Below are 25,326 nucleotides of genomic sequence, written 5' to 3'. Positions count from 1 at the left end.
TTGGAGGGCGACATGAATACCTTCGTCACCGACGGCCAAGCCGTCACGAGTCAATCCACATCAGACAGTGGAATGTGGATGAGCGGCAAGCAGCGCAACGTCTCACGCTTGCGCGGCAGGCGACGAAACCGTCCCTACCTGGTGCTCGGCTTGTTGCTCCCAGGTCTGTGCGCGGGAGCGTTCCTGTGGATCTCGCTCGCCACCGACGATCAGCGGCCGGTGCTGGCGCTCGCCCGCGAGGTGACGGTCGGGCATGTGGTGGTGGAACAGGATTTGCGGCGCGTCAAGGTCGCTGTCGATGCGGGCGTGCTGGTCGTGGACGCCGGACAGGCGGCCGGCGTGGTGGGCAAGACGATGTCGGTGAGCCTGCCCGCGGGTGCCTTGCTCACCCCGCACGCGGTGGACTCCTCCGCGGTTCCCGTGGCGGGGCAGGCGATCGTGTCCTTGGCGTTGAAGTCCGGGCAGTTTCCTGCCGAAGTCGGGCCGGGAGCGCGGGTGGCCGTGGTGTTCGTGTCCGGCGCCACGAGCGGATCCGTGCCGCGTACTCCCTCCGCGGAGGGCAGCGGCACGTGGTCGGGTGTGGTGACGAGCGTGGCGACGCCGCCCAACGAGCAGGTCACGGTGGTGTCGGTGCAACTCGCGGAAGCCGCGGCCGGTCAGGTCGCCGCGGTGCCGGTCGGCCAGCTGTCGCTCGTGCTCGTAGCGGGAGGTGGCCGGTGATGCTGGTCGCCGTTGTCAGCTTCAAAGGCTCACCGGGTGTGACGACCTTTTCTGTCGCACTGGCCGCCCGCTGGCCGGCTCCCACGCAGCCGGTGCTCGTCGAAGCGGATCCGTCCGGAGGCGACATTGCGACGCGGTTCTGCTTGCCGTCCTCGCCCGGCCTGCTCAGCCTTGCCGCGGCCGCACGGGGCAGCGCCGACCCAGGGTTGCTGTGGCAGCACACCCAAGCGCTACCAGGAGGCCTGCTCGCGGTCACCGCGCCACCGGACGCGGATCTCACCCGCGGTGCCCTGCTCACCCTCACCACAGACTCACCCTGCGCCACAGGCCTCATCCGGGTCAGTGCGCACAGGCCCGATGTCGTCGTGATCGCCGACTGCGGCCGGATCGATCACGCCTCCGCGGCGATGAACATCGTCCGCGAGGCCGACGCCCTCGTACTGCTCAGCCGCGCCCACGCCGACGATCTCGCGCACCTGGCCCGCAGACTGCCCACAGCCGCGCGCTGGACACCCCGGCCGATGCTGCTGCTGGTCGGGGACGGCTACGCCACCACCGACGTCGGCCGCGAGCTCGGCGTGATGCCGCTGGGCCGCATCCCGCACGACCCACACGGTGCCACTGTCCTGTGTGGACGGCAACCGCGATCACGGTGGCGCCGCAGCCGGCCGTCGCACTCCGCGCTGGGCCGGTTCGCACACAAGGTCGCCGCCGAGCTGGCCCCCAGGACCGCGGCACCCACTCTCAGTTTCGTCACCGCCACCGGCCCACCCCACGAACTCCCTGTCACACCACGGCTTCCCGCAGACGACCAGTCCGGCGGGCAGGAGCACTCCTGGAGAGGAGTCTTGTCATGACTCACCCCGTGAACGGGCATCTCAGGTCGGTGCCGCCGCTGCCCCGCCAGGAGCCGTGGTCACCGCCCCACCAGCCCGGCACCAGCCCTACCGGCGGCGGTATGTGGAACGCCACAGCGGGCGGCAGTCCGCCCACCGTGCCACGCGACGATGCTGGTGAGGACATCGATCGTGCCGCGCGCGACGGGCTCCGGCAGCACCTGCGCGTCGTGCTGGCCGACGAACTGCCCAGCCAGGTAGACGCTCACGAGAAACGCAGCGGCGCCGCGATGATCCCGTCGGCCCGCCGCGCGCTGGGCGAGGCGATCCTGGCTGACGCGGCGCTCAGGCACAGCGAGCGTGAACTTACGGCCAACCGGCCTCTCGTCGCGCCGGATGTCGAGCGCCAGGTGGTCGTCGAGGTGCTCAACGAGATGTTCGGCATGGCGGGCCTGCAGCCGTTGCTGGACGACCCGACGATCGAGACGATCAACGCCAACCGCTTCGACCGTGTGATCGTGCAGCACACCGACGGCCGCCGCGAACCGGTCGCGCCGATCGCCGCGTCCGACGACGAACTCACCGATCTGGTCCGGCTGCTCGCCGCGCGGGCGTCCAGCCAGGAACGGCGGTTCGATCACGGTTCTCCCGCGGTTAACCTTCAGCTGCCGGGTGGTGAGCGGTTGTTCGCGGTGATGGGGTTGACCGCGGACGGGGTGACCTCGCTGTCGATCCGCCGGCACGGCTACCTCACCGCCACGCTGCCTCAGCTGCGCGAGCGCGGCACGATCGACACCGGCCTGCGGGAGTTCCTGCGCGCGCTCGTGCGCGCCCGCAAGAACATCCTGATCACCGGCGGTGCCGCGGCCGGGAAGACGACCATGTTGCGGGCGCTGGCCTCGGAGATGGATCCGCTGGAGCGGATCATCACCATCGAGGACGCCTTCGAGCTCGGCCTGGAACGCGACCCGAACATCCACGCCGACGTGACGGCGCTGCAGTCACGCGAGCCGAACGTCGAGGGCGAGGGCGCGGTCTCCCAGGCCGAGCTGGTGCGGTGGGGCCTTCGGATGTCGCCGGACCGGGTCATCGTCGGCGAGATCCGCGGGCCCGAGGTCATCCCAATGTGCAACGCGATGTCGCAGGGCAACGACGGATCCATGGCCACCCTGCACGCCTCCAGCTCCCGCATCGCCTTCACCCGCCTTGCCTCCTACGCCGCCCAAGGCGCCGAGCGGCTGTCGCTGGAGTCCACCGCGCTGCTGGTCGCGAGCGCGGTGCATTTCGTGGTGCACCTGGGCCGCGGCAGCGACCGGACCACCAGGGTCGTGTCGTCGATCCGCGAGATCGTCGACGCCGACGGACCCCTGGTGGTCTCCAACGAGGTCTACCGGCCCGGTCGCGACGGCCGGGCTCGCCCGGTGGCCGGCGCGCTGCGCACCGACACCCTCGACGAGCTTGCCGCCGCCGGACTCGACCCTGTCGTGCTCGACCAGCCCGACGGGTGGTGGCCACGATGAACGTCTCCCTCGGCACCGCCCAAGGACTTGCCGTCCTGCTGGGCCTCGGTACAGGGCTGGGAGCGCTGCTGTTCGTCATCGGCTGGCACGGCGTCGAACAACGCCCTCGCCTGTGGCGCGCGCGACCGCGCAGTGGCGAACAACGTCAGCGCATCGGAATCCGGTTCGGTGTCGCGCTCGCGGTCGGTGTAGCGGCCGGCGTGGCGACGGGCTGGGTTGTCGGCGCGGTCCTGGCCGCGATGGCCTGCTGGGCGTTGCCGCGTGTTCTGGGCCGCGACCCGGAGCACGCGCACCGGGTCGCGAAGGTCGAGGCGATCGCCACCTGGACCGAGATGCTGCGCGACACCCTGTCGGCCGCATCCGGTCTGGAACAAGCGATCCTCGCCACCGCGCCACTGGCACCGGCCCCGATCCGCGGCCAGGTCGCCGGCCTGGCGCATCGCCTCGAGAACGGGCAACGGCTCCCGCCGTCGCTGCGGGGGCTGGCCGACGAGCTCGCGGACCCGACCGGCGACCTGGTGATCGCCGCGCTGGTGAAAGCCTGCGAGCAGCAGGCCCGCCAGCTCGGCGAGCTGCTCGGCGCGCTCGCCCAGACCGCGCGGGAACAGGTGTCGATGCGGATGCGGGTGGAGGCCGGTCGAGCGCGCACGCGCACGTCGGTGCGGGTGATCGTGGGGACCACGCTGGTGTTCGCGGTGGCCGTGGTGCTGCTCAACCGCCCCTACTTGTCGGCCTACGACTCCGCGACAGGGCAAGCGGTGCTGCTGGGTATCGGGTTGCTGTTCGCGGTGGGATTCGCCTGGCTGGCACGGATTACCCGCATCGCGCAGTCGCCGCGGCTGCTGGCCTCCGCCCAGGCGCCGATGGGGGAGCGTCCCCGTCCGGTCGCCGAGGGGCAGGTGTGACGTGGCTGCCGTGGCGACCGCGCTGGTTCTGGGCGCTGGATTCGGTTTCGGCCTGTGGGCCTTGGCGTTCGCGGTGTTTCCGCCTCGGCCGGCGCTGGGCGTGGTGCTGGCGCGGGTCACCGCCGCGCCAGCACCGCCGCCGATCGCGGTCGTCGAAGGGACGGGATGGGCCGCGCGGCTGGGCAGTCCCGCGGTCGCGCCGCTGCGCGCGCTGGGGCTGCCCGGCGAGCGGCTGCGCCGCGACCTCGTGGTCATCGGACGGCCGATCAGCGCCCACCTGGCGGAGAAGGCCAGTTTCGCTCTCGCCGGACTGGTGGTGCCCGCGCTCCTGCTGCTGGGGCTGTCCGTCCTCGGGCTGCCGATCGGCTGGCAGTTCCCGATCATCGCCGGGCTCGTCCTGGCGGCCATCGGATTCGAGCTGCCCGATCTGCGCGCACGTGCCGAAGCGGCGAGGCTGCGCACCGCGTTCCGGCATGCGCTCTCGGCGTTCCTGGACCTGGTGTGGATCACGCTGGCGGGCGGCGCGGGCGTCGACAGCGCGCTCAACGACTCGGCGGCGGTCGGTCACGGCTGGGCGTTCACCCACATCCAGCGGGCACTGGCCGCAGCACGACTGACCCGCACGACCCCGTGGGCCACGCTGCGGCAGCTCGGCGACGAGCTCGACATCCCGGAGCTGGTCGAGCTGGCCGCCTCGGTCAGCCTGGCCGGCACCGAAGGCGCCAAGGTCCGCGCGAGCCTGGCCTCGAAAGCCACCGCCTTGCGGACGCGACAGCTCACCGACGCCGAAGCCGAAGCCCACTCCGCGACCGAACGCATGGCGCTGCCCGTCATGTGCCTATTCCTCGGCTTCCTCGGCTACGTCGCCTACCCGGCACTGACACAAGTGATCAACGGCCTCTGAGCCGAGGCACAAGCTCCGTTTTTCGCTATAGAACAAGGAGAAGACAATGACGATCAACCAGTTGAGCATGATGTGGACGATGATTCGAGCACGCATCGACCTGCTGCGCCGCAACCCCAGCGCGGGCTACGTGAGCGAAACGACACTGATCACCGCCCTGCTCATCTCTGCCGGAGTCCTCGTGCTCGGAATCATCGTGGCCAAGGTGATCGCCAAGGCCACGAGCATCGAACTGTGAGCACCCGATGGCACACTTGACCGCTCCCACTCAGGACTCCCACAACGGCTGGAAACGGCGCAGCTGTCGGCTTGGAGTCCGGCATCGTCGCTTCCTGCAGCGGATTCTGCAGGACGATCGCGGCGCGGCCAGCGCGGATCTCGTGCTCTACACACCGCTGCTGCTCCTGGTGCTACTGACGATCGTGCAGTTCGTGCTGTGGTCGCACGCCACCCACATCGCGCAAGCCGCCGCCTCACAAGGACTTGCCGTCACCCGAGCACAAAACGGAACTGTCGCGGCGGGCACGGCGAGCGCGCAGCAGCTACTCGACCAGCTCGCACGAGGCCCGCTGACCGGCGCGAGCGTCAATGCCGAACGCACCACCGAGTCGGCATCCGTGCGGATCACCGGTACCACGAGAGCCGTTGTTCCGTTCCTGCGGCTACCGGTTCATGCCGAAGCACTGGGTCCCGTCGAACGGTTCGACTGAAGTCAACGGGTTCGCGAGTCCCTGAAAGGCCCAACCCGGATCCAGCGGCGTCGCCCCCACACCGGGACGGACACCCGAGCGCAACCGATCGACCTATCAGATGTCCACAAAGGATCAAACAGCGTGGCGCTGTGAGAGGACGGGAGTGTCACATGAACGAGTCTCCTGTGCGGTACGGGAGCTTCAGTTCCGGTACCGAACCGGTGCTGTGGCGTCCCGGTCTGGCCCGTGAGCGGCTGTGTCGCCGTGCCGTGTGGCGTTGCCTGCTGCCTGATGCCGGGCTGTATGCACTCGGCGGGGTGCTGACGCTGCTCATCGGCGTGGCCAACCGGCCCATGCTTGTTCTTGTCGTCGTGGCGGGCGCGGTGCTGGTCGTGGTCGCGGTGCTGATCGCACGCTACGACTATCTGCGGTTCGGTCATGACCTGTCGGCTCGAACGGCTGCATGGCGCACCGATCGCGGGCGAGGTGAATGGTTCTTCCGTGGCGCCGATTTCCTCGATCGGGGACCGGTGGCTGCGGCAGCCCTGGCCGCGCAGATCATCGACGCGGTACACCTGAGCCATTCGGGGCCCGCCGCGCCGTGGATCGGCCACGCCCACCTGGACGCTGTTCACCGGCTGGCGTGGGACGTGCTGCTCGCGCTGTACCAGGCGCCCACGGCACACGACGATCTGCAGCCGGTCATAGCCCGGCTCACCCTCGCCACCGCACACATCCGCGAAGCCAACCGGCGGCTGCACCACGCCGCGGCCACGACCCGGACCGGCGGCCTGCTCGCGCACCTGACCGCACTGCACGACGTTCTACCCGCGGCGGTGACGCCATGACCGCCGCACGGACAGCGTCGTGCGGTAGGTCGCCTTGCCGCAGGTCGTGGTGGTGTGAGGACCGGGGCTCTGCGAGCAGCGAGATCGTTCTGGTCACGCCGCTTCTGGTGATGCTGCTGGTCTTCGTCGCGGTGGTCGTGCACCGCGGTGTCGACGCACGGCTGCGGATCAATGACGTGGCGCACCAGGCGGCGAGAGCGGCCAGTCTCGAGCGCACGAGTGCCCGCGCCGCTGACCGGGCACGCTCGACCGCGACCGCCGCGCTGGCCTCGGCGGGGGTGACCTGCCGATCCGTGGCCGTGGACATCGCTACCGCAGGACTTCGGCCGGGCGGCTCCGTGACCGTGACCGTCAGCTGCGACGTCGACCTCGGTGACGCCCTGATGCTCGGCGCAGGCCAGAAGCGCTTGTCCGCCACAGCGATCGAGCCGGTGGACACATACAGGTCCGGCGCCATCGTGGCTGCTGGGAGGAGCGGCAGATGACCTCGGTGAATCAGCTGGCACGGCGGGTGCGGCTGTGTGCGGACGACGGGCAGGTGAGCGCGTTCGTCGTGACGATCACCCTCGCGCTCCTGGCGCTCGCCGGGCTCGGCCTCGACGGTGGTCTGGCGCTGGCAGCGAAGGTCAAGGCCAACGGCCACGCCGAGGCCGCCGCCCGCGCCGGCGCGCAAGCCCTTGACCTCGCCCAGTACCGCGCCAGCGGTCAGCTTCACCTGATTCCGGCGCAGGCGGCGGCCGAGGCCCGCTCCTACCTCGGCAGCGTCGGCGCGTCCGGCACCGTCACCGTGTCCGGGAACACCGTGACCGTCACGGTCACGGCATCCCAGCCGACCCAGCTACTCGGACTCATCGGCGTGTCGCGCCTGCAGGTCCACGGCGAGGGCAGCGCGCATCCTCAGCGCGGCGTCACGACCGCCGAACCCTGACCCACCCCCGTAGCCCAGGGGCCTCATCGCTCGCACCGCAGCATCCGCACAGAAGGGGAGACCACGATGACCACGACCGATATCGCGACAGCGCAGGAGATCAGGCGCCGAGTCGAGGAAGCCGACACTGCTCGGCGGGAGCGGCGAGCCGCTGCGGCGCAACAGGTCGGTGAGCTCGCCCGGCAACGGGCGATCCACGCCGGCAAGGTCGAGGAGTTCGACCGGCAACTCGCAGAGGTCATCGCCGGCTCGCGTGACGTCATGGACATCGACGAGCTGTCGCGGTTCACCAGCATCCGGCCGGCTGTCCTGACGGGATGGCTCAACGCCTCCAAACCGGCTCGTGCGAAGAAGAAGCCGCTCACCGCTAGCAGGCCCGACGACCCGAGCCGCGAGCCGTCCGCCGGGAGCACAACGACCAACGGCCAGGCAGTCCCGCCACCGCAACTGGTCACGGCGGACGCGACATGACGGCCTCCGAACCGGTCGAGCTGGGTTGATCCCAGCAAGGCCGGTGCTCACCCGCAGGACAGGACGCATCGGGCCGCACAAGGCCTGTACAGCCAAGGAAACGAGCCAGCCGTGACCTCCAAGCCGCACCACACCCGCAGAGGGTCAGCTCCCTCGCCGACGCCGGGCCGGCGTGCCCGGCGGGGACTGGTCGGCACAATCCGTGTCGCTGGCCGTGTGCTGCGCGGTCTAGTTGCCGCGACGGCGCTACTGGCCTTGACGGCAGGCGTGCCGTGGGCGCTGTGGCACTACGTCGGCTGGCCGCTGCCTGACCACGTTCTGACCTGGACCGAACTGCAGGTCGTGGTGCTCAGCCCGATCACGGCCGAGTTCGTGCTGGATGGCATCGCCTGCGCGTGCTGGATCTGGTGGGCGGCGTTCGCTCTCGACGTCGTGGCCTGCACCGTGGATCTGGCCCGGCGCGGGTTCGACGCGGCCCGGTCCGTCGATTTCTCCGCCGCGGGCCCGACGCAGGCGCTGGCGGGTGCTCTGATCGGCACGATTCTGATGGCGGTACTGGGCAACCGGCTCACACTGGCGGCGTCCGCCCCGCTGTCGGCCACGCTCGGGGCCGGAGCCCCGGTCGTGGCGACCGCCCCAGCCTGGCACCACCCCACACCCGGCACCGAGGCGCTGAAAGACCGCCCCTCGGTAGCGCCCGCTGGCGGGGCGGGTGATGTTTCCACGCGGCCAGAGTCGGTGGTCGTGCTGGCACCGCATGACGGAGTCCACGACTCGTTGTGGCGCATCGCGCAACGCACCCTCGGCGACGGCGCCCGCTGGCCGGAGATCTTCGAGCTCAACAAAGGAAAACCGCAACCGAACGGGCACGCCTTCACCCAGCCCAGCCTGATCTTCCCCGGCGAGGAGCTCACACTGCCACACAAGGCACACGCACCCACGCCGCCGCCAGCCGATCAGGCCCCGAACTCTCCCGCCCCGCCATCGGCCTCCTCCGCGCCCTCGACCAGCCTCCAGCCGTCCACACCCGCCTCACCCGCGCCATCTACGCCTCAGGCCCCACCGTCCGCGACCAGCCGCACCCCAGCACCGCAGGCGGCGGACGAACCCGGCTTCCGATGGGGCGCCGAGCTGTTCGTCAGTCTCGGACTGGCCGCCGCAGTCAGCGCGACGCTGATGCTCGCCCGCCGCCGCCATCGCAGCCAATACCGGCCCGGCAGCGGCGACCGCGACGACCTGCCCGTCGCCCCGGTCGTCTATCAGCTGCGCCTGGCACACCTGCGCACCGAGACACACAACGACATCGACCTCGACGAAGACGAGACGGACGACGACGAACGCTCGCGGCCTGGCCCGGCCGCGCCGCCCTTGATGGTGGGCGCACACGAGGCCGGTGCAGGCGGCACCGCGGCCCTCACGCCAGGAATCGGTGTCCGCGATAGCCGTGAGATCGCCCTCGACCTCGCCGCTACTCGCGGCCTCGGACTGGTCGGCGCCGGCGCCCCCGCTGCGGCCCGCGCCCTGCTGATCACGGCACTCACCACCTCACCACGCCACCTGGCGACGTCGGCGGGGACAGTGGTCATCGTCCCCGCCGGCGACCTGGTCTCGATGCTCGGGCGAGACGCGCGCCACCTGCACCTGCCGTCAACAGTGCGCGTCGTCCGAGACCTGGCCAGCGCGCTGGACGCGGTGGAGGCCGAGATCCTGGTGCGCGCCACCACCAGCCGTGAAACCGGCGCCGGGCACAGGAGGTGCCCGCCGCTGGTGCTGGTCGCACAGCCACCAGCACCGCACCCGCGGCTACAGGCGGTCCTGGACACCGGCACGCCGTTCGGTGTCACCGGGCTGCTGCTGGGCCAGTGGCAACCCGGCGTCACCTGCTACGTCCGCGCCGATGGCACGATCTCGGCCACCGGCCCCGGCCTGGGCGAAGCCCTGCGCGGCACCCAGATGTTCCGCCTCGGCGGCGACGACACCACCCAGCTCCTTAAACTGCTGCACCAAGCCGAACCCCAGCCCGACCCGCCGGACACCAGCTACCTTCCCGACCTGCCACCGCCACCACACACGCCCGTCGCGGCCACGCCACCGGTCGGCAACGATCACACGGCGCCGAGCGCGGAAGGCCCGCTCGAGACCCGCCCCTCCAGTACGAGTGAGATCGAGCTGAAGGTCACGGCCGCGGCCACGCAACCCGCACCCTCCGACACCCAGCCGGAGATCCTCGATCCCAGCCCAGCGCAGGGCCTGCGGGAGCGACAGCACAAACCGGACCGCGCGGACGTCGCTGGTGCGGAGAAAGAACATCCACAGCCGGGCGCACTCACCGATGATCCGACGCCTGCGGACGGACACACCGAACCCGTGGCCGCAACACCGCCGACCTTCGCCACCCACCACGAGGACGACACGAACGCCGCGCAGATCACGGTCACCGTGCTCGGTGGCCTGCGCGTGCACTGGCACCCCGAGCCTCACCCGGCCACGAGCTCCCGGGAGATCACCGGAACCTTGCAGCCCAGAACCCAGGAACTGCTGGTATTTCTCGCCCTGCACCCTGACGGCGTCACCCGCGACCCGCTCGTCTCGGCGCTGTGGAGCCACGACCCGCCGGCCCGCCCCACCAACGCCCTGCACACCGCGCTGGCACGGATGCGCACCGCACTGGCCGCCGCCACCGACGGAGCGGTGACCGACATCGTCTCGACGAGCAACGGCCGCTACCAACTCGACCCCGCGGTGGTAAGCGTCGACTACCGGCGCTTCGCTCACGCTGTCGCCGCACGCCGCGCCGCCACCACCGACCACGCCCGAATCGACGCCCTCTGGGACGTGGTCAACGCCTACGGCGGAACACTGGCAGAAGACATGTCGAACGAGTGGATCGAGTCCGTACGCGAGGCGATCCGCCGCGACGCCGTCGACGCCGTCGCCGCGCTGGCCCGCGCACTGGTCGACACCGATCCGCAACAGACCCTGGACCTGCTGGAGGTCGCGCGGGCATTCGACCCGCACAACGAGCCGCTCTACCGCGACATCATGCGCCTGCAGGAACGGCTCGGGCAGATCGACGCCATCCCGCGGACACTGACCCTGCTGACCGCCCGGCTGGCCGAACTCGACGCCGCACCGACCCCACAGGCTCGCGGCCTGGCAGCCCAGCTGGGACAACGCCACGAGGACAAGCCGGCCGGCCCAGCGAGTTCACACGCTCAGGGCACACGTGATCGCAGCACGGCCAGTTGACACGGCGCCAGGACGGCACGGGCCTAACGACCACAGCCAGGACCGAGTTCGTGCCCGCAGGCTTGCCCTGTTCGCTGGCCTCGCCGTCGCTGGGACCGAGTTCGTCCAACTCGGCAATTCCGGTAAGTGCGACTACCTCGCCGCCAATCCGGCAGCGGTACGGCGCAGCGTGCGCGATGAGTTCCGGGTGCGCGCCAAGCGGGACGACCAGAGCCTCGGCCAGCGTCAAGAACTCCAGTGCTTCGACCTTCAACGAGTGCGTGACCGTGCCCGGAAAAGACTTTGCGCGCAGGTCGTGCAACAAAGTTACTTCGATAGTCATCTTTTTCGGTGTGCGGCCAGGAATGCTATTCTGCAGGTCGGGATGTTTGTCCGGATATTCTTCTTCGATGGAATACGAGCTGGCCGTGGAAAGAATTCCTTCTCGTCATGCGAGGCCACCCGAGATCGTCGTGACCAGTGTGGCCTGTTCCCGCTTGCCCCGACGCGGCGCCTCGGGTCATGGACATCCCGAAGAAACCCCTCACCCCTCATTGTCGCACTCACATGCGCAACAGTGCCGGCCGAGTCCTCGCGCCGTACCCGTCGCCCTCTTGTTCAGCGACACAATCCCTACGGCTCCTATTCGAGCGCCCGCCTCTGCTCAGTGCTGCCGCAGGAGTCGACCCTGGCCTCCCACTCGCTCCGGAGTAACGAGGCTTTTCGTCGTCCGGCAGGGCGGCGGAATCAGCCCTCCGTATTCCGGCTTACGTCACACCGTCGCAGAATGTCACGCCAAGTAGTGGCAGGGAAGATCATCTGCACGCACAGTGCCTTCCATTGGTGGTTCATACGGGGGGTCATTACGGGGTTCATACGGGGGGTCAGGTTAGAGGACCACCCTCTGCGGACTGCGGAGATGCTGGTCATCGATGCCGCAGGGGGATCCGCTGGTATCCCAGACTCGCTTGCCCGCAAGCCGGTAGACACATCGGCGCGGGCTGCGTGGTCGCTGTCTCCACCGCCATTCCGTGACCACCCCTCGCCCTGGTCTCACCTTCACTGCCACCCACCTTCCTTATTATTCTATTTCGTTTATTTCCCCGCAATGTCACTCCCTGTGCGTCGCCTGGAATTTCCGTCCGCGACGGCCGGCGCGCGCCCAGAATCTCTGACCTGCGGAAATCGGCGCAAGACATTCGGAATTGTGACCGTACGGTTTTATATTGCACCACAATGCGGGCGGCAATCATCACCCAAAAGGGTCCCGAAAAGACGGCTAGTGCTATTGCGCGCGGCACGTGGCAGAGTAATAATTGAATTACCGCCGGGGGAAGCGGAAACAAACCGAATACCACACCCGGCGCGAGCCATGTCCAACGCACGAACGGGGAACGTCATGATCACCACCGGCACCGCACCGTTTGAAACGATCGAGAATGGCACCGCCGTCATGTGCTACCCGGTCACGTTCGACGGCCGGAAAGTCACGGTCCACACGCCGCACGGCCCGCGCACGCGGACGCGTCGCAACTGCGGCGGTTACGCCACCGCCGCCGTGTTGCGCGCGATGGGCTACACCCATCTTGTCGGCACGATTTCAGGTGACGGCGACGACGAAAAAATCACGCACTACACCACCGCCGCATAAACCCCCACCCGCCGAACTCCCGTAACGGTTCCGGGCTACCGCAATGCGTGAAAGGACACCAGCGATGACCACACCCGCCACGCCAACGGCCACCCCGGCGACGTTGTGCGAACGAGCGACCGAAGCCGGATACCACGATGGCTGGACGCACGCCGCCTACGTCGACGCCTACGGCGGCGACCCGCACACGGAACCCGATGTGCCACAACGGTTCGCCCCGGTCGCGACCTACTACACCGCCGCCTACACCGACGGCGTCACCACCTACCTCGACGACACCGAATAACCGGAGGCCCGTCATGACCGCACCCGCCACCGATCCCGGGCTGACCCTCCCAGAGTTCGTGTACGGCATCCGCGACCTGATCAGCGGCGCCAGCCACACCGACCTGCCCGACCCCAACCGGCTCGACGTCGAGATCTACGACGGTCCCGACGGCGCGGCATACATCAACGTGATCGCCCGGTACCGCGACGACGCGGGCGACGATCGCCGCCAGCACTGCCTGCTGCGCGTGGTCGAGGTCAGCACCCCGGAATGGAACCACGACCACGGCGAACCCCTCGACTAACCGGCACCGCAAACCCCTACAGCTCAACCGGAAGGGCACCGTCATGGCTGTCTGGCCGAACCAGATCGACACCGTCGGCGACCTGCAAGCCGCGCTCGCGCAGTACGACCCCGCCACCCCGATCCGATGGGCCGCGCAACCCGGCAACCCGTTCGAGTACACCATCGGCCCGGTCGTGTGCACCCCCGACGACGCCGAAGGCGACGGCACCGAACATGCCGATCCGCCGGTCGTGTGGCTCGGCGAACGCGCCCAGGTCGGCTACCTGCCCGACCTCGCCGTCAACGCCCTGGGGTGGTCACGATGACGACCGCACCCCGTGGTCTGGTCGCCCGCGCGATCACCGAGGCCCGACACCGCCGCAGCATCGCGGCCGTCGGCGCGAACTACCGCCCCAGGACTTGCCGGACTGGACACGCCGCGACGTCTCGGCCCGCAAGATCGCCGAGCGGCTCGAGGTCCCGCGCGACACCGTGGCGGTGATCGACGACCCCGACCGACGCTACGGCATCTCCCGGCCACACCACGGTGACCTGATCACGATCACCGACCCGGCCACCTCCCAGGTCTTTCGGTTCGTGCCGGACTTCACCGCACCCGACCAACGGTGGCTGCTGATCGACGAATGCCCCGGATGCGGCGGCATCGTGCCGATGGCACGCGTCGCCCGGTTGGCCGATGTCGGTGACTACCTCGACCCAGACAACGACACCCGCTTCGACGACCTACCCGCCGAACACCACGGCGACCCCGCACGCCGGACCGACTGCGCACACCGGACCGACTGCTCACACCGCGACTGACGGCCTGACGGTCCGCATCATCCCGCCCGCACTAGGTCGAAAGGAACGCCCGCGATGACCACGCCCGCCACGTCAACGGCCGCCCCGGCATCGTCCGGCACGGCCGCCACCAGCCCGGCGACCGGACCCGTGTCGCGGTTGCGCAACGGTGAACTCCGCGCGATGGTCGCCAAAGTTCTCGCCGACGCACCCGGCACCGACTTCACCCCGCGCGCGATCGCGCACACCCTGGACCGGTCATCGGGCGCGGTGGGCAACGCGTGCAAAGCACTGGCGGACAAGGGAGAAGCTCAACGCGCCTCGGCCGCGCCGCTGACCTACCGGGCAACCACGAGCACGGCTACCGCCGCCGCGTCCACGATCACCCCCGCCCCGCCGCGCACCCCACGCCCGACGGTCCCGAAGACACCGACCACCGGTGTGGCGACCGCCGCCGCGCCCGCGACCACCCCGCCCCCAAAGACCGCGCCCGTCGCCAGCCCCGCGTCGCCTGGTGCGGGCAAGGCCACGACCTCAGTGGTGGGTGGGGTGACCGGTCCGGTGAAACGGGCGAACGGCATGGAGTACCACCCCCGGATGTTGTCCGGGATGCCGGATGTGACCGCGCTGCAGCGGTTACGCGACGCCGGAGTTTCCGCGCTCATGTACGGGCCGCCCGGCACGGGCAAGACGTCGGTCATCGAGGCCGCCTTCCCGGACCTGCTGACCGTGCAGGGCGATGGGGACACCACCGTCGCCGATTTCGTCGGCGAGTACACGCAGACCGACGACGGCCGCTACGTGTTCGTACACGGCCCACTCGTGCGCGCGATGCGCGAAGGCGTGCCGCTGTTCATTGACGACGCCACGCTGATCCCGCCGACCGTGCTCGCTGTGGTCTACCCCGCGATGGACGGGCGCCGTCAGATCATCATCAAGGCCAACGGCGGCGAGGTCGTCGATGCAGTACCAGGGTTCTACGTGGTCGCCGGACACAACCCGGGTGTGCACGGCGCGATCCTTACCGACGCTCTGTCGTCGCGGTTTTCCGTACATGTCCACGTGTCCACTGACTACGACCTCGCCGCACAGCTCCAGATCGACAAGCGGGCGGTCAAGGCCGCCCGCAACCTCGCCACCCGGCAGGCCAAGGGCGAGATCGGCTGGGCACCGCAACTGCGGGAACTGATCGCGTTCCAGAAGATCGCGGGCGTGCTTGGCGTGAACGCCGCTGCCGGAAACCTGGTTGGTGTCGCCCCGGAAGAAGACCGCAAAGCCGTCGCCGCCGCCGTCAAGAACGCGTTCGGCACCACCGTGACGCCCCTGGCCCTCGGCGCCCGCATCTAACACGCCCTGTCAGTGTCGCGAAAGGACCTCGCCATGACCACGCACCTCGTAGCCGACCCGGACGCGACCGGTACCGCCGGACTCCCCGACCACCCCGACTGGCTGGCGCTGTCCGCCGCACTCGCCGACGAGGTCGACATGATCGCCGACCGCGAGGACCTGCTGGTGACTATCGCGCCCGGTGCGGGCGGGGGTGCCCCGGCGTGTTTCTACCCTGCCCGCGCGCTGATCGAGGTCGACGGCGAGCACCTCGGGGTGGACCCCGCCACCGTGGACCCCGCCGACCTGTCCGACCGTGCCCGCTACGCCACCACGTGGGGACTGCTCACCCACGAGTGCGGACACGCCAAACACAGCGTGTGGGAACCCCCGGACGGCACCCCGCCCGCCGTGCTCGAGGCCGCCATGCTGCTGGAAGAGCCGCGGATGGAAGCCGCGCAAGTACGCCGCCGCCCCGACGACCGGCACTGGTTGCGCGCCTCGGCCACCAACCTGATCCTCGCCGACACCGACGCCACCGACCCCGCCCGTGCGCCACAGATGACCACAGCCGACGCCGCCCGCACCGCCGCGCTGGTACTGGCACGGGTGGACGGCGGCATCCTCACCACCGCCGAAACCGCACCGATCGCCACCGTGATCGAGACCATCCTGGGCGCGGACCTGCTGGGCGAGCTGCGCGCGCTGTGGCGCGAAGCCCTGGACACGGCCGACGACGACGCCGAGACGATGATCGACCTCGGGCGGCGGTGGTGTGAGGCCGTCGGCACCGACCCCGACAACCCGGACCCCGACCCTGGGGCGTCAGGCGACCCGGACGAGGCGGGAGTGTTCTCACCGCTGACGCAAGCCCTCGCGCAATCACTGGCCAACGTCGCGCTCGCGGTCGCGGCCGAGGAACCGCCACAGGACCCCGCCGACATCGCGGCGGCACAGCTCACCGCCGAGGACGCCGCCTTCGAAGCCAGCGAGGCGACCGCGCGCACGGTGTTCTCCGGCGCCTACCGCAACCCCCAGGGCCTCGGTACGACCGCCACGGCGGGCACCCGCCGACCCACCGCCGACGAACGCACCGCCGCCCGCATGCTCGGCCGTGCCCTGTCCACCGCCGGGGTCCGGGAACGGGCGACAGTCAAGTCCACCTCCCCGACCCCGCCTGGACGGCTGCGGATGCGCGGCGCACTCGCCGCCGACGCCCAGCGCGCCGCCGGGGCGACCGTGACCGCCGAACCGTTCACCCGCACCACCCGGCTGCTGACACCTGTCCCGCCGCTGCGACTGGGTATCGCCTGCGACGTGTCCGGCTCGATGAGCAAGCTTCGCCACCCGGTCGCCTCGACCGCGTGGATGCTCGCCCACGCCGGACATCACGCCACCGTGCCCGCCACCACCGCCACCGTCATCTACGGCGCGCACGTCCGCCCCATCACCCACCCCGGCACCGTCCCGAACCTCGTGACCGAATTCGCGGCCAACGACAACTCCCACGACGTCGCCGCTGCCACCGCCGCACTCGACGGCGCACTCGGACTGTCCCGCCCCGGCGCGGCACGCCTGCTGGTGATCGTGTCCGACGGCCACTACGGCACTGACGAACGCGACGCCGGACGCACACAAGTCGACCGGTTGCTCGCGTCCGGTTGCGCCGTGCTGTGGCTGACGAGCAACGACAAGGACAACCCCTTTGACGGCGTCACCGTGCACCGCCTGAGTACACCCACCGCCACCGCACAGGCCATCGGACGCGCGGCCACGGCCGCCCTGCGAACCGCCCGCTAACACCCGCAACCGGTTCGGGGCCAGGAACACCACCCCACACCCACCGCCACCAAACAGGAGGCGATGTCCGACGACCGACCACCACGACTGCCACCAACGCCACCGACCCACCACCTGAGGACCGAGGGAGACCATGAGCACGAAGGCTGACTTCTTCGACGCAGCAGGCCAGCGCACCGTCTGGCTGGGCTCGCTGCAAGGCGCCGCCGATCCCGACACCATCCGCACCATCGCATGTGGACAGAGGGCACTCGACGCCACGGACGCGCTCACCTACACCGCCGCCATCACCGAACTGCTTGACGTGTGGGCGGAGGAGGACCTCTGCTACAGCTACCACCCGCGCGACGGCTGGCCATGGCTACAACCGGACAGCCGCCACACCGACTGGGTGTTCACCTTCACCGACGGCCGAGCCCAAATCACGACCGGCCGGGCTCATTCGGCCGATGTCGTCGAGTCCGACCTTCGGGATCCAGCCGACACGGCCCGCAGGAGTACCTCATGAGCGCCAGGACGCCAGACGGAATCGTCGGGCTCGCCGGACGAGCGGTGCGAGTCGCGCGTGCTCATCGCGAAGCCGACCGCGACGGGTTCCTGTGCCGCAACAACTCCGCCGAGCAGTGGAACAGGTGGGCACGCCGTGCCTGCGTCGCCCGGACCATCGCAGCCGCACTGCAGGTACATGTGGACAGCGTCATCGTCACCGACGACCCCCAACGGGAGCACCGCACGCGAGAAGGCACGGTCCCCGGTGACCTCATCACAGTCACCGAACACCTCACCGGGCGCTTGTGGCGGTTCATCCCTGACAACACGCCCCCAGGTACAGCGTGGCTGCTACTCGACCTCTGTCCCGACTGCGGGGCCGAGATCCCCGTCGTCAACGTCGCCGGCCTCGCCGACCTCGGCGACTACCTCGACCGCAGCGGCGAGCCTCTCTCGCCCATCGTCGAGGCCCGCGACGACTGTCTGCACGCACCGGGCTGCACCTTCGCGCCATCGGCGATCGACGACTCACTCGTGTCGCCAGAATCCGCGCACGCCCCACACCCTGGAGGAGGGGAACACCGTGTCACCACATGAGGCCACCGAGATCGTCATCCGCACGTTCCAGGACAACGGCTGCGTGGTCACGTCCGTCGTCGCCGATCCCGCCGACGCACAGCAAGTTCTCTACGGCACCGTCACCCGCGACGGCATCCTGATCGGCAGCTACTACTGCGCCGACCGAGTACGCCAGTCCGGGTGGCGCGTGGTCGACGCGAACGGTGAGCACATCGCAATCGACGGACAACCCGTCGAACTCAGCCACGACGGCGACGCCGTCTACTTGCTCACCCTTCCACCATCTTCAGCAAAATCCACATAGGACAGAAAAGGTAACGTGATGACTACAGCATTTACGGCGACAACGGTCGACGAGGACTTCGGCGTGAACAGGGGCTCCTCCTACACCTACACCCGGATCGTGCATCTCGGCCCACACACCGTGCAGGTACGGATGAAGCGAAGTCTCATACCCGATGACTCCTGGGCGGTAGCGGAAATCCTCAGCGCCGACCTGACCTGGACCGCGCTCGCCCACAGCCACAGCGACCACTGGTTCGAGCACACCGACGAGCCCTACGGTGTCAACGCCAAGGCCGAACTGAACGAGATCGCGGACGACCTGATCCAGCGTGTCACCGCGATCATGCCCAGCACTACCAGCGTTCCACAGCAGTCCCTCGACATAATGGGCACGCTGCTGGCCCTCGCCTGCGGAGACACCGGAGAACGCGTGATCACGCCCGACGAGGTGCGGTGGGCCAAGGAACACGGCGGCCCGTTTCGCATCGTGCCGCTATCCGGCGGCAGTGTGCTGCTCACCAAAGCACACCGGTACGACTGCCCGTTCCTCGCGACCGCAGGCACGGAAATGTGCGACGGCTCATGCCAGCCTGGCCAGCCCGCCGCCATGCCGGAAGCGGGGAGCACACGGTGACGGCACCCGGCAGCATTTCTCCACATCAGGAACAGTGTCCCGACTGCGAGGCGCGGGTCGACGAGGAGCACCTCGACGGGTGCGACGTCGCCCGCTGTCTGATCACCGGCCTGCAGCAGCTCAGTTGCCCGCACGACCACAACTGCGTGATCGACGCGTGGACCGGCCGATGGCCGGGCGACGCCGACTGCGAACGGCTCGGCTTCATGATCGCTCCCGGACTGCCTGACCTGCTCCGGCTGCACCTCGAAGCGACCTGGGACCCCGCCTCCCGGCAATGGATCGTTCCGAACTAGCTCCGTACGCACCTTCAACCCGACCGACGACCAGGAGTCGCCGGTCGGCCTTCTCTAGCAAACAATGGGCCGTCAAGTCCGTCCTGAGCGCCGCACCCGTACCCGAAGGTCACGTCCCGCGCAGGATGGTTCATCAATGGCAGTGGTCATCGGCTGACCTGGGTGTGATCCCCACCCCGGGAAACGCGCTCGTTCACGTGCTGTGGACCACGTCGCTCACCCGGCTGAAAGTTCCACCCAGACAGCGGAAAGTGTCCGTAGCGCCGTCGTGCCTGCGCGGTCTTGGCGCCTTGTGTGAGTGCACTTGGCCGGCGATCAAACCCCTCGAGGGGCTCGCGGCCGGCGAGTCTCCCTTTCCCCTTCGCGCAGGAGCCTCTGAGAATGCCGGGACTTGCCGCTGTCATCGTCGCAGCGACCCTAGGAGTTGCGGTCACCTCCGCCCCGACGATGGCTGCCGCGTCGCCCTCAGCCACGGCCGTGCCGCTTCGCGACGCGGTCGCCGCGCTGCCCGTCGCCGACGAGATCCGTGACGGCTACCAGCGCGACAAGTACAAGCTGTGGACCGACGCGGACCACGACGGATGCAGCACTCGAGCCGAGGTGCTGATCGCCGAGGCCGCGGTCGCACCCGAGGTCGGCCCGAAATGCGCCCTTACCGGCGGACTCTGGTACTCGTCCTACGACGACGAGTACGTCTCCGATGCCCGCAGCGTCGATATCGACCACATGGTGCCACTGGCCGAAGCATGGGACAGCGGTGCCTATGCGTGGACGGCGAAACGACGCGAGGACTACGCCAACGACCTCGACGAGCCTCGAGCATTGCGGGCGGTGACCGCGCGCTCGAACCGGTCTAAAGCCGACCAAGACCCGAGCACCTGGCTGCCACCGTACGTCGCAGCACAGTGCGGCTACATCACAGACTGGGTGAGCGTGAAGGTCCGCTGGGGCCTGACCGTGGACAACAAGGAAGAAGCCGTACTCGCGCAACAGGCCGCGAACTGCCCCAACGTGCCGATCGCGGTCGACATCACCTGAGCCCGCCACCCACCTGTCGCGGCGAAGCTCGGCTCGGCGTGAGCAGGCCTTCGGCGACAGGAAGCACCCCGTCGACATCCGACGGCGAGAACGGGGCGTGTCCCGGCGGGATCGCAAGCGACCCATCGCCGGGACACGAGCCGGTCGGACACCGACACGCGGCTAATTCGTTGGCGCGGCGACAGCCGCCTGCTGCGCCGAGGCGAGGGCGAAACGCCTTGGTTTCTCGCTGGACTTCACGGCCGTGCCGTCATCGACCAGCTTGTCCAGCGCGTTGCTCACCGCACCCGACGACTTCCCACCCAACGCCTTCGCGATCGCGCTCGGCCCGAACTCCTCACCAGCGTGGTCAGTCAGGAAATCCTCGACCATCCCCCTCAGCGCGCCGGACGGCAGCTTTGCTTTCTTCTCTCCCGCCGTCACCGCATCGCTCCTGATCGCCGCGTGGTCGTGATCGGGCGCCGCGTCGTCAGCGGTTGCGGTGTCGGTGATGACCGGTCCGGTCTCTACGGCACTGGTCACATCGTCGTCCGTCTCCGGCGTGCCTTCAATCTGGGCGATCGCCGACACCACATCGACCGACTCAGCGTCAACAGGGTCGGCGTCGATCGGCTGCGCGTTGACCAAAAGGTTGGAGTTGTCCTCGTCAACCGTGGTGTCCTCACCGGGAACCGGCAGGGCGAGCGCGTCGGATTCGGCCTCCGCCATGCCTGTCACGTCGTCATCTGCCGCCGCAGGGTCCTCTGGAGCCGGGTCGCTCTGAGGCGTGTCCGCAGCGATGATTGCCCACAGGTCGGCTGCGCGCCGACCACCCTTGGCGATCCCAGTGACGCGGGCGACGCTGCCGTCGTCGGCCCATTTGGCGAGGATCTTCTGGGCGGTCGATTTCCCGATCTTCGCCGCCAGGGACAGGTCGGCGGCGGTGCTGTTCGGGATCGTGTGCAACGCTTCCCACAGCTTGTCCTCGGCGTCCGTGCGATCCGTCGCGGCGGCGGCAGCCTGATCGGGAACCGATTGCAGCGTCCGGGCAGATCCGGTAGGTCCGGTGGTAGAGCTGATTTTGCGGGTGCGGGTCTTGCTGGACATGACGTCCCTCGATTCGCGTACCTGGATCGGGTGGTGGTCATGCCCCGGCCGGAGCGTGGCGTGGCCCCCGGTGCGCTGCCGGTGTGTTCGGGCTACACGACTATGGACGCTTCCTTCGCCCCAAGAAGTCAAGCGGTCCAGCCAACAAGACGTCCGTCTCGTGTAGACGGTCGCGCGGCAACCGGGCATTCCCGTCCAGTGGAGGGCCGCAACTGTCACCGGCAGGGTCTAGCCGCTTGCTGATGGCCCGGTGCGCGCCGCCGACGAGAGATGAACGAGGAATTAGGCGAACCACCAGGCCGCGCAACAAAAGTGCAGGGACGGTTCTCCGCAGAATTGGCGCCGCAATCAACAGCTGTTGCCACGACGCCAGATGACATTCTGCCTGCGGCGGACAAGCCGACGCCGGACACGCCCATCGCCCTTGCCGTTGTGGGCACGGCCGTATCCACGCTTGAACCCGTAAGCCCGGTAGAAACCATCATCAAAATGATCACCGTCCACCTTGTGCGCGCCACGGTTGCGGCGACAGGCGCTCATGCCAGGCACTGCACTCCCTCTTCTCCAAGCGAAAAGCCGATCGGCCGGCGTTTGTATCTCCAGGCACCTGCTGGGCCGGAACGACTGTGTTTCCGCAGCTTGAGATTGACTGCGTCCCGACCTGCTTCCCTTGTGCGCTCTCTCCTCAACAGGGGCCTGCGGAACTCAGGTGACCGAGCCCGGCTTGCCACCATTGATGCTTCCGTCAGGCAACGACGTCAAGTCGAATCGCTCCACGACGCGACGCAACAGATCCAATGTGGATAGTTCTGTGCCACATACCGAGCGGGACCTACACCTGAGGTCAAGCCGTCGCTGGCATCGTCGCGCAAGTCGCAGACTCGCAACAACTCCCTGCGTCCACCGTCGCATGTAGTCACACCCGTGAACACGTCCCGGTCGATGTTGTTCAGGTAACCCAATCCGGTCCTTTACACCACGCCGCTTGACATGTGCCGACGCAGCGAGCGTGGATGGACATGTACACGACAGCGCATCGAACAACACGACAATTCCCTTTACAGGCAAAGGGAATGTCGCTGCGCCCGACAAGCGAAGGAACCGCTATGAACACCGACACCACTACCGCGGATCGTGGGCGGCTGACGGGCGACCACCACACCGACACCGCCGACCTGCCCCTTGAGGAGATCGCGGCCCGGTTGACCAAGAACCTGCACAACGTGCAGAGCGACGGGAATGCTGCCCGCCGACGCCGAGTTCAGGGTCACCGCCGACGACACAGGCCACGTGCCGGTGCTGCGGGTCACCCTCACCTGCGAAACCGACTTCAGCGACGCTATCTCGGGAATCGCCGCGCACATCGTTGCGCAGGTGTTCCAGCTCGCCAGCCACTACAACGAGGTCGACCTCGACCAACCCAGTGATGCCCGTTTCCTGCAGGACGTTCATGTGCAGTGCGGCGACAGCTCGGCCACCCTCGTCGGGGCGATGATGCAGACCAGGTGACGGCTCCTGGCCCGGGCTCGATCCAAAAGTCACCCGTCGGAACGGGTTGCGTCCCCACCGGATCGAACCAGCACGCGGTGTACGCGAAACCCCAGTCGATCGCCTACATGACATCTACGCGTTGACAACCCGGCACAACCCCCCACGAGGCCCGTTGCCGTGATCAACCATTCCCTTGGCGAGTCACACCTGGCTCGCCCTTCCCGAGAACTACAGCAGGAGGCGAGACATGACATCCAACTACTACAACGAGACGGAGCTCGGCGATGTCAGCTACCGACTGTCGGTAACCGTCGACTCAGAAGAGTCTCTGGTGTTCGATCTGTTCGGAAAGACGGAGTCGGGCGAAGTCGTCGCCGACGGCCGTCTTCGTCTGCCCGTCGAGGGTGGTGCCGCGATCGGCAAGCTCATCGTGCGTGTCCTCAGCGCGCACACCCGCCTGGGACGCCAACCCAGCCGACATGCGAACGCCAACAGCCCATGGGAACAATCCCTCGACGACGAATTGCGGGAAGCATGGCTGCAACCCGGCGGCGAAGGTGGTGCCGTGGAGCGGATCAACGGTCTCGCCGTGCGCATGGGACGCTCCAAGACCGCTATCAGGGCCCGTCTTGCGAAGGTGGGCTGCGACCCGGACGTGGTGGGCCGTGAACTCTCCGATACAGCCGCCACCTTGCTGAGGGTCGAACCACCAGCTGTGAAGGGCAATTCCTGATCCACCAGCGGTCGCGCACACTCCAGCCGCCAGTCATGGGGCACGCACTACAGGCGCCACCTGGTCATCGCGGGCGAGTGCGACGCCTTGGTGGCGACGCCACCCTAGGCGCGCACGAGACCGTGACGGAGTCAACTTTCTGCGATTCCCCTGCGCGGACTGAGCTCCGCCCAACCCGCAACCAGCCATGCCCACGGCCAGTCCCCGCGAACATCGCAGCTGTACCGGCGGGGCGGGGCCCTCGACCTTGCCTGTCTCCCATACAACACCCGGCCACAACCCGAAGAGCGGGAAGCACAATGTCCATCGCCACCAACGCGGTCGCGCCAGATCCGTTCGATACGGGCGCCTCCGGCGCAGCCGTGTCCACCACCTGCCACACCATTGCGAACTCAACATCCGCCATCGACACGGCCGCCGTGCGCAAACGCGAGGCACTGCCCGCCGACGCCGTGGTGATCGTCGCCGACGGCTGCACCGTCGCGCCACCACCGGCTTGCGGCCTGTGGGGCCTTCAGGTGATCGCCGCAGACACAGCGATCGACGGCGGGCAGCTCGCGCTGTTCGCCGCTCAAACGCTGACCGCGCAACCCGATGCGCGCGCCCACGACGGTGACGTGGTGGTGCGGCTGCGAACCGCAGCCACCGCGTCTGCCGACGACATCTCGTCGTTCGTCGATGTCCACGTACTGGTCGCGCGGGGAGGCCGGTGGGAGCAGGCTGGAACATGGACCGGGATGAATGCTGATTGGCCGCATCGGATTGCCGCCACCGTCATCCGGCTCATGGCATGCGACGCAGGCCCCGTGGTCAAGTCAGCTTCACCGACAAGCGTTAGTGGCCGGTTCGGGGTGCTGCGCGACCTGGTGTCGGCGGGCAGGCTTCACGACGGCGAGAAACTGGTGTGCGCGCGTCCGGGTGAGGGAGTCCGCTACGAGGCGCACGTTGTCGACGGCGGTATCCAGTTGCCTGACGGCCGCTGGTTCGGCCGTCCGTCCGGCGCGCTGACCTCGCTCGGCTATCCACACCAAAACGGCTGGCACTACTGGTGTCGCGCCCGCGACGGCGTGCCCCTGTCCCAGATCAGAATGAGCCGGTCCCTGCGCTCTCCCGCCCAGCGACCATCGCACGACCGGCAATTGTCCGACATGGTCGCCGACGGCACCTTGTGCGCCGGCGACGAACTCCGCTACGTCCAGCCACGCAAGGGTGTCGTCCACACCGCGTACGTGCTCGCTGATGGTCAGCTCCAAGTCGATGCTGGACGCCGCTTTCTCACGCCCGCTGCGGCCATTCGCGCCTGCTGCCATGGGCGTATCAACGACGGCTGGCGAACGTGGCGACGTGTCAGCGACAACCACACCCTGGCCGAACTCTGGGATCAACACCGCAACCGCACCACCCCGCCAGCCACGCAGCGGCGACCTGAAGACCTGGCACCAGAGCAGCCCGGCCAAGCGCAGCCGCCAGCGCCCTCGACGACATGAATGTCCGGACGACCCCAATGCCGGA

General features: G+C 68.6%; 29 protein-coding genes. 28 read left to right on the top strand and 1 reads right to left on the bottom strand.

What is annotated here, in order from left to right; all coding sequences use genetic code 11:
* Nucleotides 1-78: 78 nt before the first annotated feature.
* The 25 genes from PV646_RS41065 (at nt 79) to PV646_RS40945 (ending at nt 20,504) form a co-directional block, all read left to right on the top strand.
* A complete protein-coding gene (locus PV646_RS41065; RefSeq protein WP_500348153.1) occupies nt 79-720 on the top strand; it encodes a hypothetical protein in 642 nt (213 codons plus the stop codon).
* Nucleotides 720-1,577 carry a MinD/ParA family ATP-binding protein gene (locus tag PV646_RS41060; RefSeq protein WP_500348152.1) on the top strand — a complete coding sequence of 286 codons (858 nt, stop codon included), beginning with the start codon at nt 720-722 and terminating at the stop codon, nt 1,575-1,577. Before PV646_RS41065 ends, PV646_RS41060 begins: the two co-directional genes overlap by 1 nt.
* Nucleotides 1,574-3,076: a TadA family conjugal transfer-associated ATPase gene (locus tag PV646_RS41055; RefSeq protein WP_500348149.1), complete on the top strand. Its 1,503-nt coding sequence runs from the start codon at nt 1,574-1,576 to the stop codon at nt 3,074-3,076. The genes PV646_RS41060 and PV646_RS41055 overlap by 4 nt, the downstream gene beginning before the upstream one ends.
* Entirely contained in the window at nt 3,073-3,981 is a 909-nt protein-coding gene (locus tag PV646_RS41050) for a type II secretion system F family protein (protein ID WP_500348148.1), read from the top strand. Before PV646_RS41055 ends, PV646_RS41050 begins: the two co-directional genes overlap by 4 nt.
* Nucleotide 3,982: 1 nt before the next feature.
* Nucleotides 3,983-4,885 carry a type II secretion system F family protein gene (locus tag PV646_RS41045; RefSeq protein WP_500348146.1) on the top strand — a complete coding sequence of 301 codons (903 nt, stop codon included), beginning with the start codon at nt 3,983-3,985 and terminating at the stop codon, nt 4,883-4,885.
* 46 nt (nt 4,886-4,931) lie between these two features.
* On the top strand, nt 4,932-5,123 hold the full coding sequence (locus PV646_RS41040) for a hypothetical protein (RefSeq protein WP_500348144.1): 192 nt from the start codon (nt 4,932-4,934) through the stop codon (nt 5,121-5,123).
* 16 nt (nt 5,124-5,139) lie between these two features.
* A complete protein-coding gene (locus PV646_RS41035; RefSeq protein ID WP_500348142.1) occupies nt 5,140-5,595 on the top strand; it encodes a TadE/TadG family type IV pilus assembly protein in 456 nt (151 codons plus the stop codon).
* Between the two features lie 167 nt (nt 5,596-5,762).
* Entirely contained in the window at nt 5,763-6,425 is a 663-nt protein-coding gene (locus PV646_RS41030; RefSeq protein WP_500348140.1) for a hypothetical protein, read from the top strand.
* Nucleotides 6,422-6,910, top strand: coding sequence for a TadE/TadG family type IV pilus assembly protein (locus PV646_RS41025; protein ID WP_500348138.1), 489 nt, complete (start codon nt 6,422-6,424; stop codon nt 6,908-6,910). The genes PV646_RS41030 and PV646_RS41025 overlap by 4 nt, the downstream gene beginning before the upstream one ends.
* A complete protein-coding gene (locus PV646_RS41020; RefSeq protein WP_500348136.1) occupies nt 6,907-7,353 on the top strand; it encodes a pilus assembly protein TadG-related protein in 447 nt (148 codons plus the stop codon). Before PV646_RS41025 ends, PV646_RS41020 begins: the two co-directional genes overlap by 4 nt.
* Before the next feature lie 66 nt (nt 7,354-7,419).
* The gene (locus tag PV646_RS41015) at nt 7,420-7,824 is read left to right on the top strand and encodes a hypothetical protein (protein WP_500348134.1); all 405 of its coding nucleotides are present in this window, start codon (nt 7,420-7,422) and stop codon (nt 7,822-7,824) included.
* Nucleotides 7,825-8,079: 255 nt separating this feature from the next.
* On the top strand, nt 8,080-11,073 hold the full coding sequence (locus tag PV646_RS41010) for an AfsR/SARP family transcriptional regulator (protein WP_500348132.1): 2,994 nt from the start codon (nt 8,080-8,082) through the stop codon (nt 11,071-11,073).
* A 1,378-nt stretch (nt 11,074-12,451) separates the two neighbouring features.
* Complete coding sequence (locus tag PV646_RS41005) at nt 12,452-12,703, top strand: hypothetical protein (protein ID WP_500348130.1); 252 nt, start codon at nt 12,452-12,454, stop codon at nt 12,701-12,703.
* A 64-nt stretch (nt 12,704-12,767) separates the two neighbouring features.
* Complete coding sequence (locus tag PV646_RS41000; RefSeq protein WP_500348129.1) at nt 12,768-12,989, top strand: hypothetical protein; 222 nt, start codon at nt 12,768-12,770, stop codon at nt 12,987-12,989.
* Between the two features lie 13 nt (nt 12,990-13,002).
* Nucleotides 13,003-13,275, top strand: a complete 273-nt coding sequence (locus PV646_RS40995) for a hypothetical protein (protein WP_500348127.1) — start codon at nt 13,003-13,005, stop codon at nt 13,273-13,275.
* 43 nt (nt 13,276-13,318) lie between these two features.
* The gene (locus tag PV646_RS40990) at nt 13,319-13,582 is read left to right on the top strand and encodes a hypothetical protein (protein WP_500348125.1); all 264 of its coding nucleotides are present in this window, start codon (nt 13,319-13,321) and stop codon (nt 13,580-13,582) included.
* Nucleotides 13,583-13,676: 94 nt separating this feature from the next.
* Entirely contained in the window at nt 13,677-14,078 is a 402-nt protein-coding gene (locus PV646_RS40985; protein WP_500348123.1) for a hypothetical protein, read from the top strand.
* A 54-nt stretch (nt 14,079-14,132) separates the two neighbouring features.
* Entirely contained in the window at nt 14,133-15,404 is a 1,272-nt protein-coding gene (locus tag PV646_RS40980; protein ID WP_500348122.1) for an AAA family ATPase, read from the top strand.
* 33 nt (nt 15,405-15,437) lie between these two features.
* Nucleotides 15,438-17,183: a hypothetical protein gene (locus PV646_RS40975; RefSeq protein ID WP_500348121.1), complete on the top strand. Its 1,746-nt coding sequence runs from the start codon at nt 15,438-15,440 to the stop codon at nt 17,181-17,183.
* Between the two features lie 133 nt (nt 17,184-17,316).
* A complete protein-coding gene (locus PV646_RS40970) occupies nt 17,317-17,691 on the top strand; it encodes a hypothetical protein (RefSeq protein ID WP_500348119.1) in 375 nt (124 codons plus the stop codon).
* A complete protein-coding gene (locus PV646_RS40965; RefSeq protein ID WP_500348118.1) occupies nt 17,688-18,269 on the top strand; it encodes a hypothetical protein in 582 nt (193 codons plus the stop codon). The genes PV646_RS40970 and PV646_RS40965 overlap by 4 nt, the downstream gene beginning before the upstream one ends.
* Nucleotides 18,256-18,555: a hypothetical protein gene (locus PV646_RS40960; RefSeq protein WP_500348117.1), complete on the top strand. Its 300-nt coding sequence runs from the start codon at nt 18,256-18,258 to the stop codon at nt 18,553-18,555. The genes PV646_RS40965 and PV646_RS40960 overlap by 14 nt, the downstream gene beginning before the upstream one ends.
* A gap of 15 nt (nt 18,556-18,570) precedes the next feature.
* A complete protein-coding gene (locus tag PV646_RS40955) occupies nt 18,571-19,170 on the top strand; it encodes a hypothetical protein (protein ID WP_500348116.1) in 600 nt (199 codons plus the stop codon).
* The gene (locus tag PV646_RS40950) at nt 19,167-19,466 is read left to right on the top strand and encodes a hypothetical protein (RefSeq protein WP_500348114.1); all 300 of its coding nucleotides are present in this window, start codon (nt 19,167-19,169) and stop codon (nt 19,464-19,466) included. The genes PV646_RS40955 and PV646_RS40950 overlap by 4 nt, the downstream gene beginning before the upstream one ends.
* Nucleotides 19,467-19,847: 381 nt before the next feature.
* Nucleotides 19,848-20,504 (top strand): HNH endonuclease family protein, encoded by a 657-nt coding sequence (locus PV646_RS40945; protein WP_500348113.1) that lies wholly within the window; start codon nt 19,848-19,850, stop codon nt 20,502-20,504.
* Nucleotides 20,505-20,666: 162 nt separating this feature from the next.
* On the opposite strand, the gene PV646_RS40940 is transcribed toward PV646_RS40945, so the two are convergent.
* A complete protein-coding gene (locus PV646_RS40940) occupies nt 20,667-21,590 on the bottom strand; it encodes a hypothetical protein (protein ID WP_500348111.1) in 924 nt (307 codons plus the stop codon).
* Nucleotides 21,591-22,829: 1,239 nt separating this feature from the next.
* Here PV646_RS40940 and PV646_RS40935 point away from each other — a divergent pair.
* From PV646_RS40935 to PV646_RS40925, 3 genes are all read left to right on the top strand, one after another.
* Nucleotides 22,830-23,099: a hypothetical protein gene (locus PV646_RS40935; RefSeq protein ID WP_500348110.1), complete on the top strand. Its 270-nt coding sequence runs from the start codon at nt 22,830-22,832 to the stop codon at nt 23,097-23,099.
* A gap of 229 nt (nt 23,100-23,328) precedes the next feature.
* Complete coding sequence (locus tag PV646_RS40930) at nt 23,329-23,814, top strand: hypothetical protein (RefSeq protein ID WP_500348108.1); 486 nt, start codon at nt 23,329-23,331, stop codon at nt 23,812-23,814.
* Nucleotides 23,815-24,113: 299 nt separating this feature from the next.
* Nucleotides 24,114-25,301, top strand: coding sequence for a restriction system modified-DNA reader domain-containing protein (locus tag PV646_RS40925; RefSeq protein WP_500348106.1), 1,188 nt, complete (start codon nt 24,114-24,116; stop codon nt 25,299-25,301).
* Nucleotides 25,302-25,326 lie beyond the last annotated feature (25 nt).

The sequence above is a fragment of the Streptomyces sp. ID05-26A genome (assembly GCF_033794685.1).
In the GTDB taxonomy this organism is placed as follows: domain Bacteria; phylum Actinomycetota; class Actinomycetes; order Mycobacteriales; family Pseudonocardiaceae; genus Lentzea.
This window is presented reverse-complemented; position numbering and strand designations above follow the sequence as displayed.

Coding starts and splice junctions, on each gene's coding strand:
- PV646_RS41055 (WP_500348149.1), top strand. CDS start 1,574: ATGACTCACCCCGTGAACGGGCATCTCAGGTCGGTGCCGCCGCTGCCC.
- PV646_RS40995 (WP_500348127.1), top strand. CDS start 13,003: ATGACCGCACCCGCCACCGATCCCGGGCTGACCCTCCCAGAGTTCGTG.
- PV646_RS41015 (WP_500348134.1), top strand. CDS start 7,420: ATGACCACGACCGATATCGCGACAGCGCAGGAGATCAGGCGCCGAGTC.
- PV646_RS41025 (WP_500348138.1), top strand. CDS start 6,422: ATGACCGCCGCACGGACAGCGTCGTGCGGTAGGTCGCCTTGCCGCAGG.
- PV646_RS40990 (WP_500348125.1), top strand. CDS start 13,319: ATGGCTGTCTGGCCGAACCAGATCGACACCGTCGGCGACCTGCAAGCC.
- PV646_RS40940 (WP_500348111.1), bottom strand. CDS start 21,590: ATGTCCAGCAAGACCCGCACCCGCAAAATCAGCTCTACCACCGGACCT.
- PV646_RS41000 (WP_500348129.1), top strand. CDS start 12,768: ATGACCACACCCGCCACGCCAACGGCCACCCCGGCGACGTTGTGCGAA.
- PV646_RS40975 (WP_500348121.1), top strand. CDS start 15,438: ATGACCACGCACCTCGTAGCCGACCCGGACGCGACCGGTACCGCCGGA.
- PV646_RS41005 (WP_500348130.1), top strand. CDS start 12,452: ATGATCACCACCGGCACCGCACCGTTTGAAACGATCGAGAATGGCACC.
- PV646_RS40935 (WP_500348110.1), top strand. CDS start 22,830: ATGCTGCCCGCCGACGCCGAGTTCAGGGTCACCGCCGACGACACAGGC.
- PV646_RS40965 (WP_500348118.1), top strand. CDS start 17,688: ATGAGCGCCAGGACGCCAGACGGAATCGTCGGGCTCGCCGGACGAGCG.
- PV646_RS40925 (WP_500348106.1), top strand. CDS start 24,114: ATGTCCATCGCCACCAACGCGGTCGCGCCAGATCCGTTCGATACGGGC.
- PV646_RS41040 (WP_500348144.1), top strand. CDS start 4,932: ATGACGATCAACCAGTTGAGCATGATGTGGACGATGATTCGAGCACGC.
- PV646_RS41065 (WP_500348153.1), top strand. CDS start 79: ATGAGCGGCAAGCAGCGCAACGTCTCACGCTTGCGCGGCAGGCGACGA.
- PV646_RS40930 (WP_500348108.1), top strand. CDS start 23,329: ATGACATCCAACTACTACAACGAGACGGAGCTCGGCGATGTCAGCTAC.
- PV646_RS40945 (WP_500348113.1), top strand. CDS start 19,848: ATGCCGGGACTTGCCGCTGTCATCGTCGCAGCGACCCTAGGAGTTGCG.
- PV646_RS41050 (WP_500348148.1), top strand. CDS start 3,073: ATGAACGTCTCCCTCGGCACCGCCCAAGGACTTGCCGTCCTGCTGGGC.
- PV646_RS41020 (WP_500348136.1), top strand. CDS start 6,907: ATGACCTCGGTGAATCAGCTGGCACGGCGGGTGCGGCTGTGTGCGGAC.
- PV646_RS41060 (WP_500348152.1), top strand. CDS start 720: ATGCTGGTCGCCGTTGTCAGCTTCAAAGGCTCACCGGGTGTGACGACC.
- PV646_RS40980 (WP_500348122.1), top strand. CDS start 14,133: ATGACCACGCCCGCCACGTCAACGGCCGCCCCGGCATCGTCCGGCACG.
- PV646_RS40970 (WP_500348119.1), top strand. CDS start 17,317: ATGAGCACGAAGGCTGACTTCTTCGACGCAGCAGGCCAGCGCACCGTC.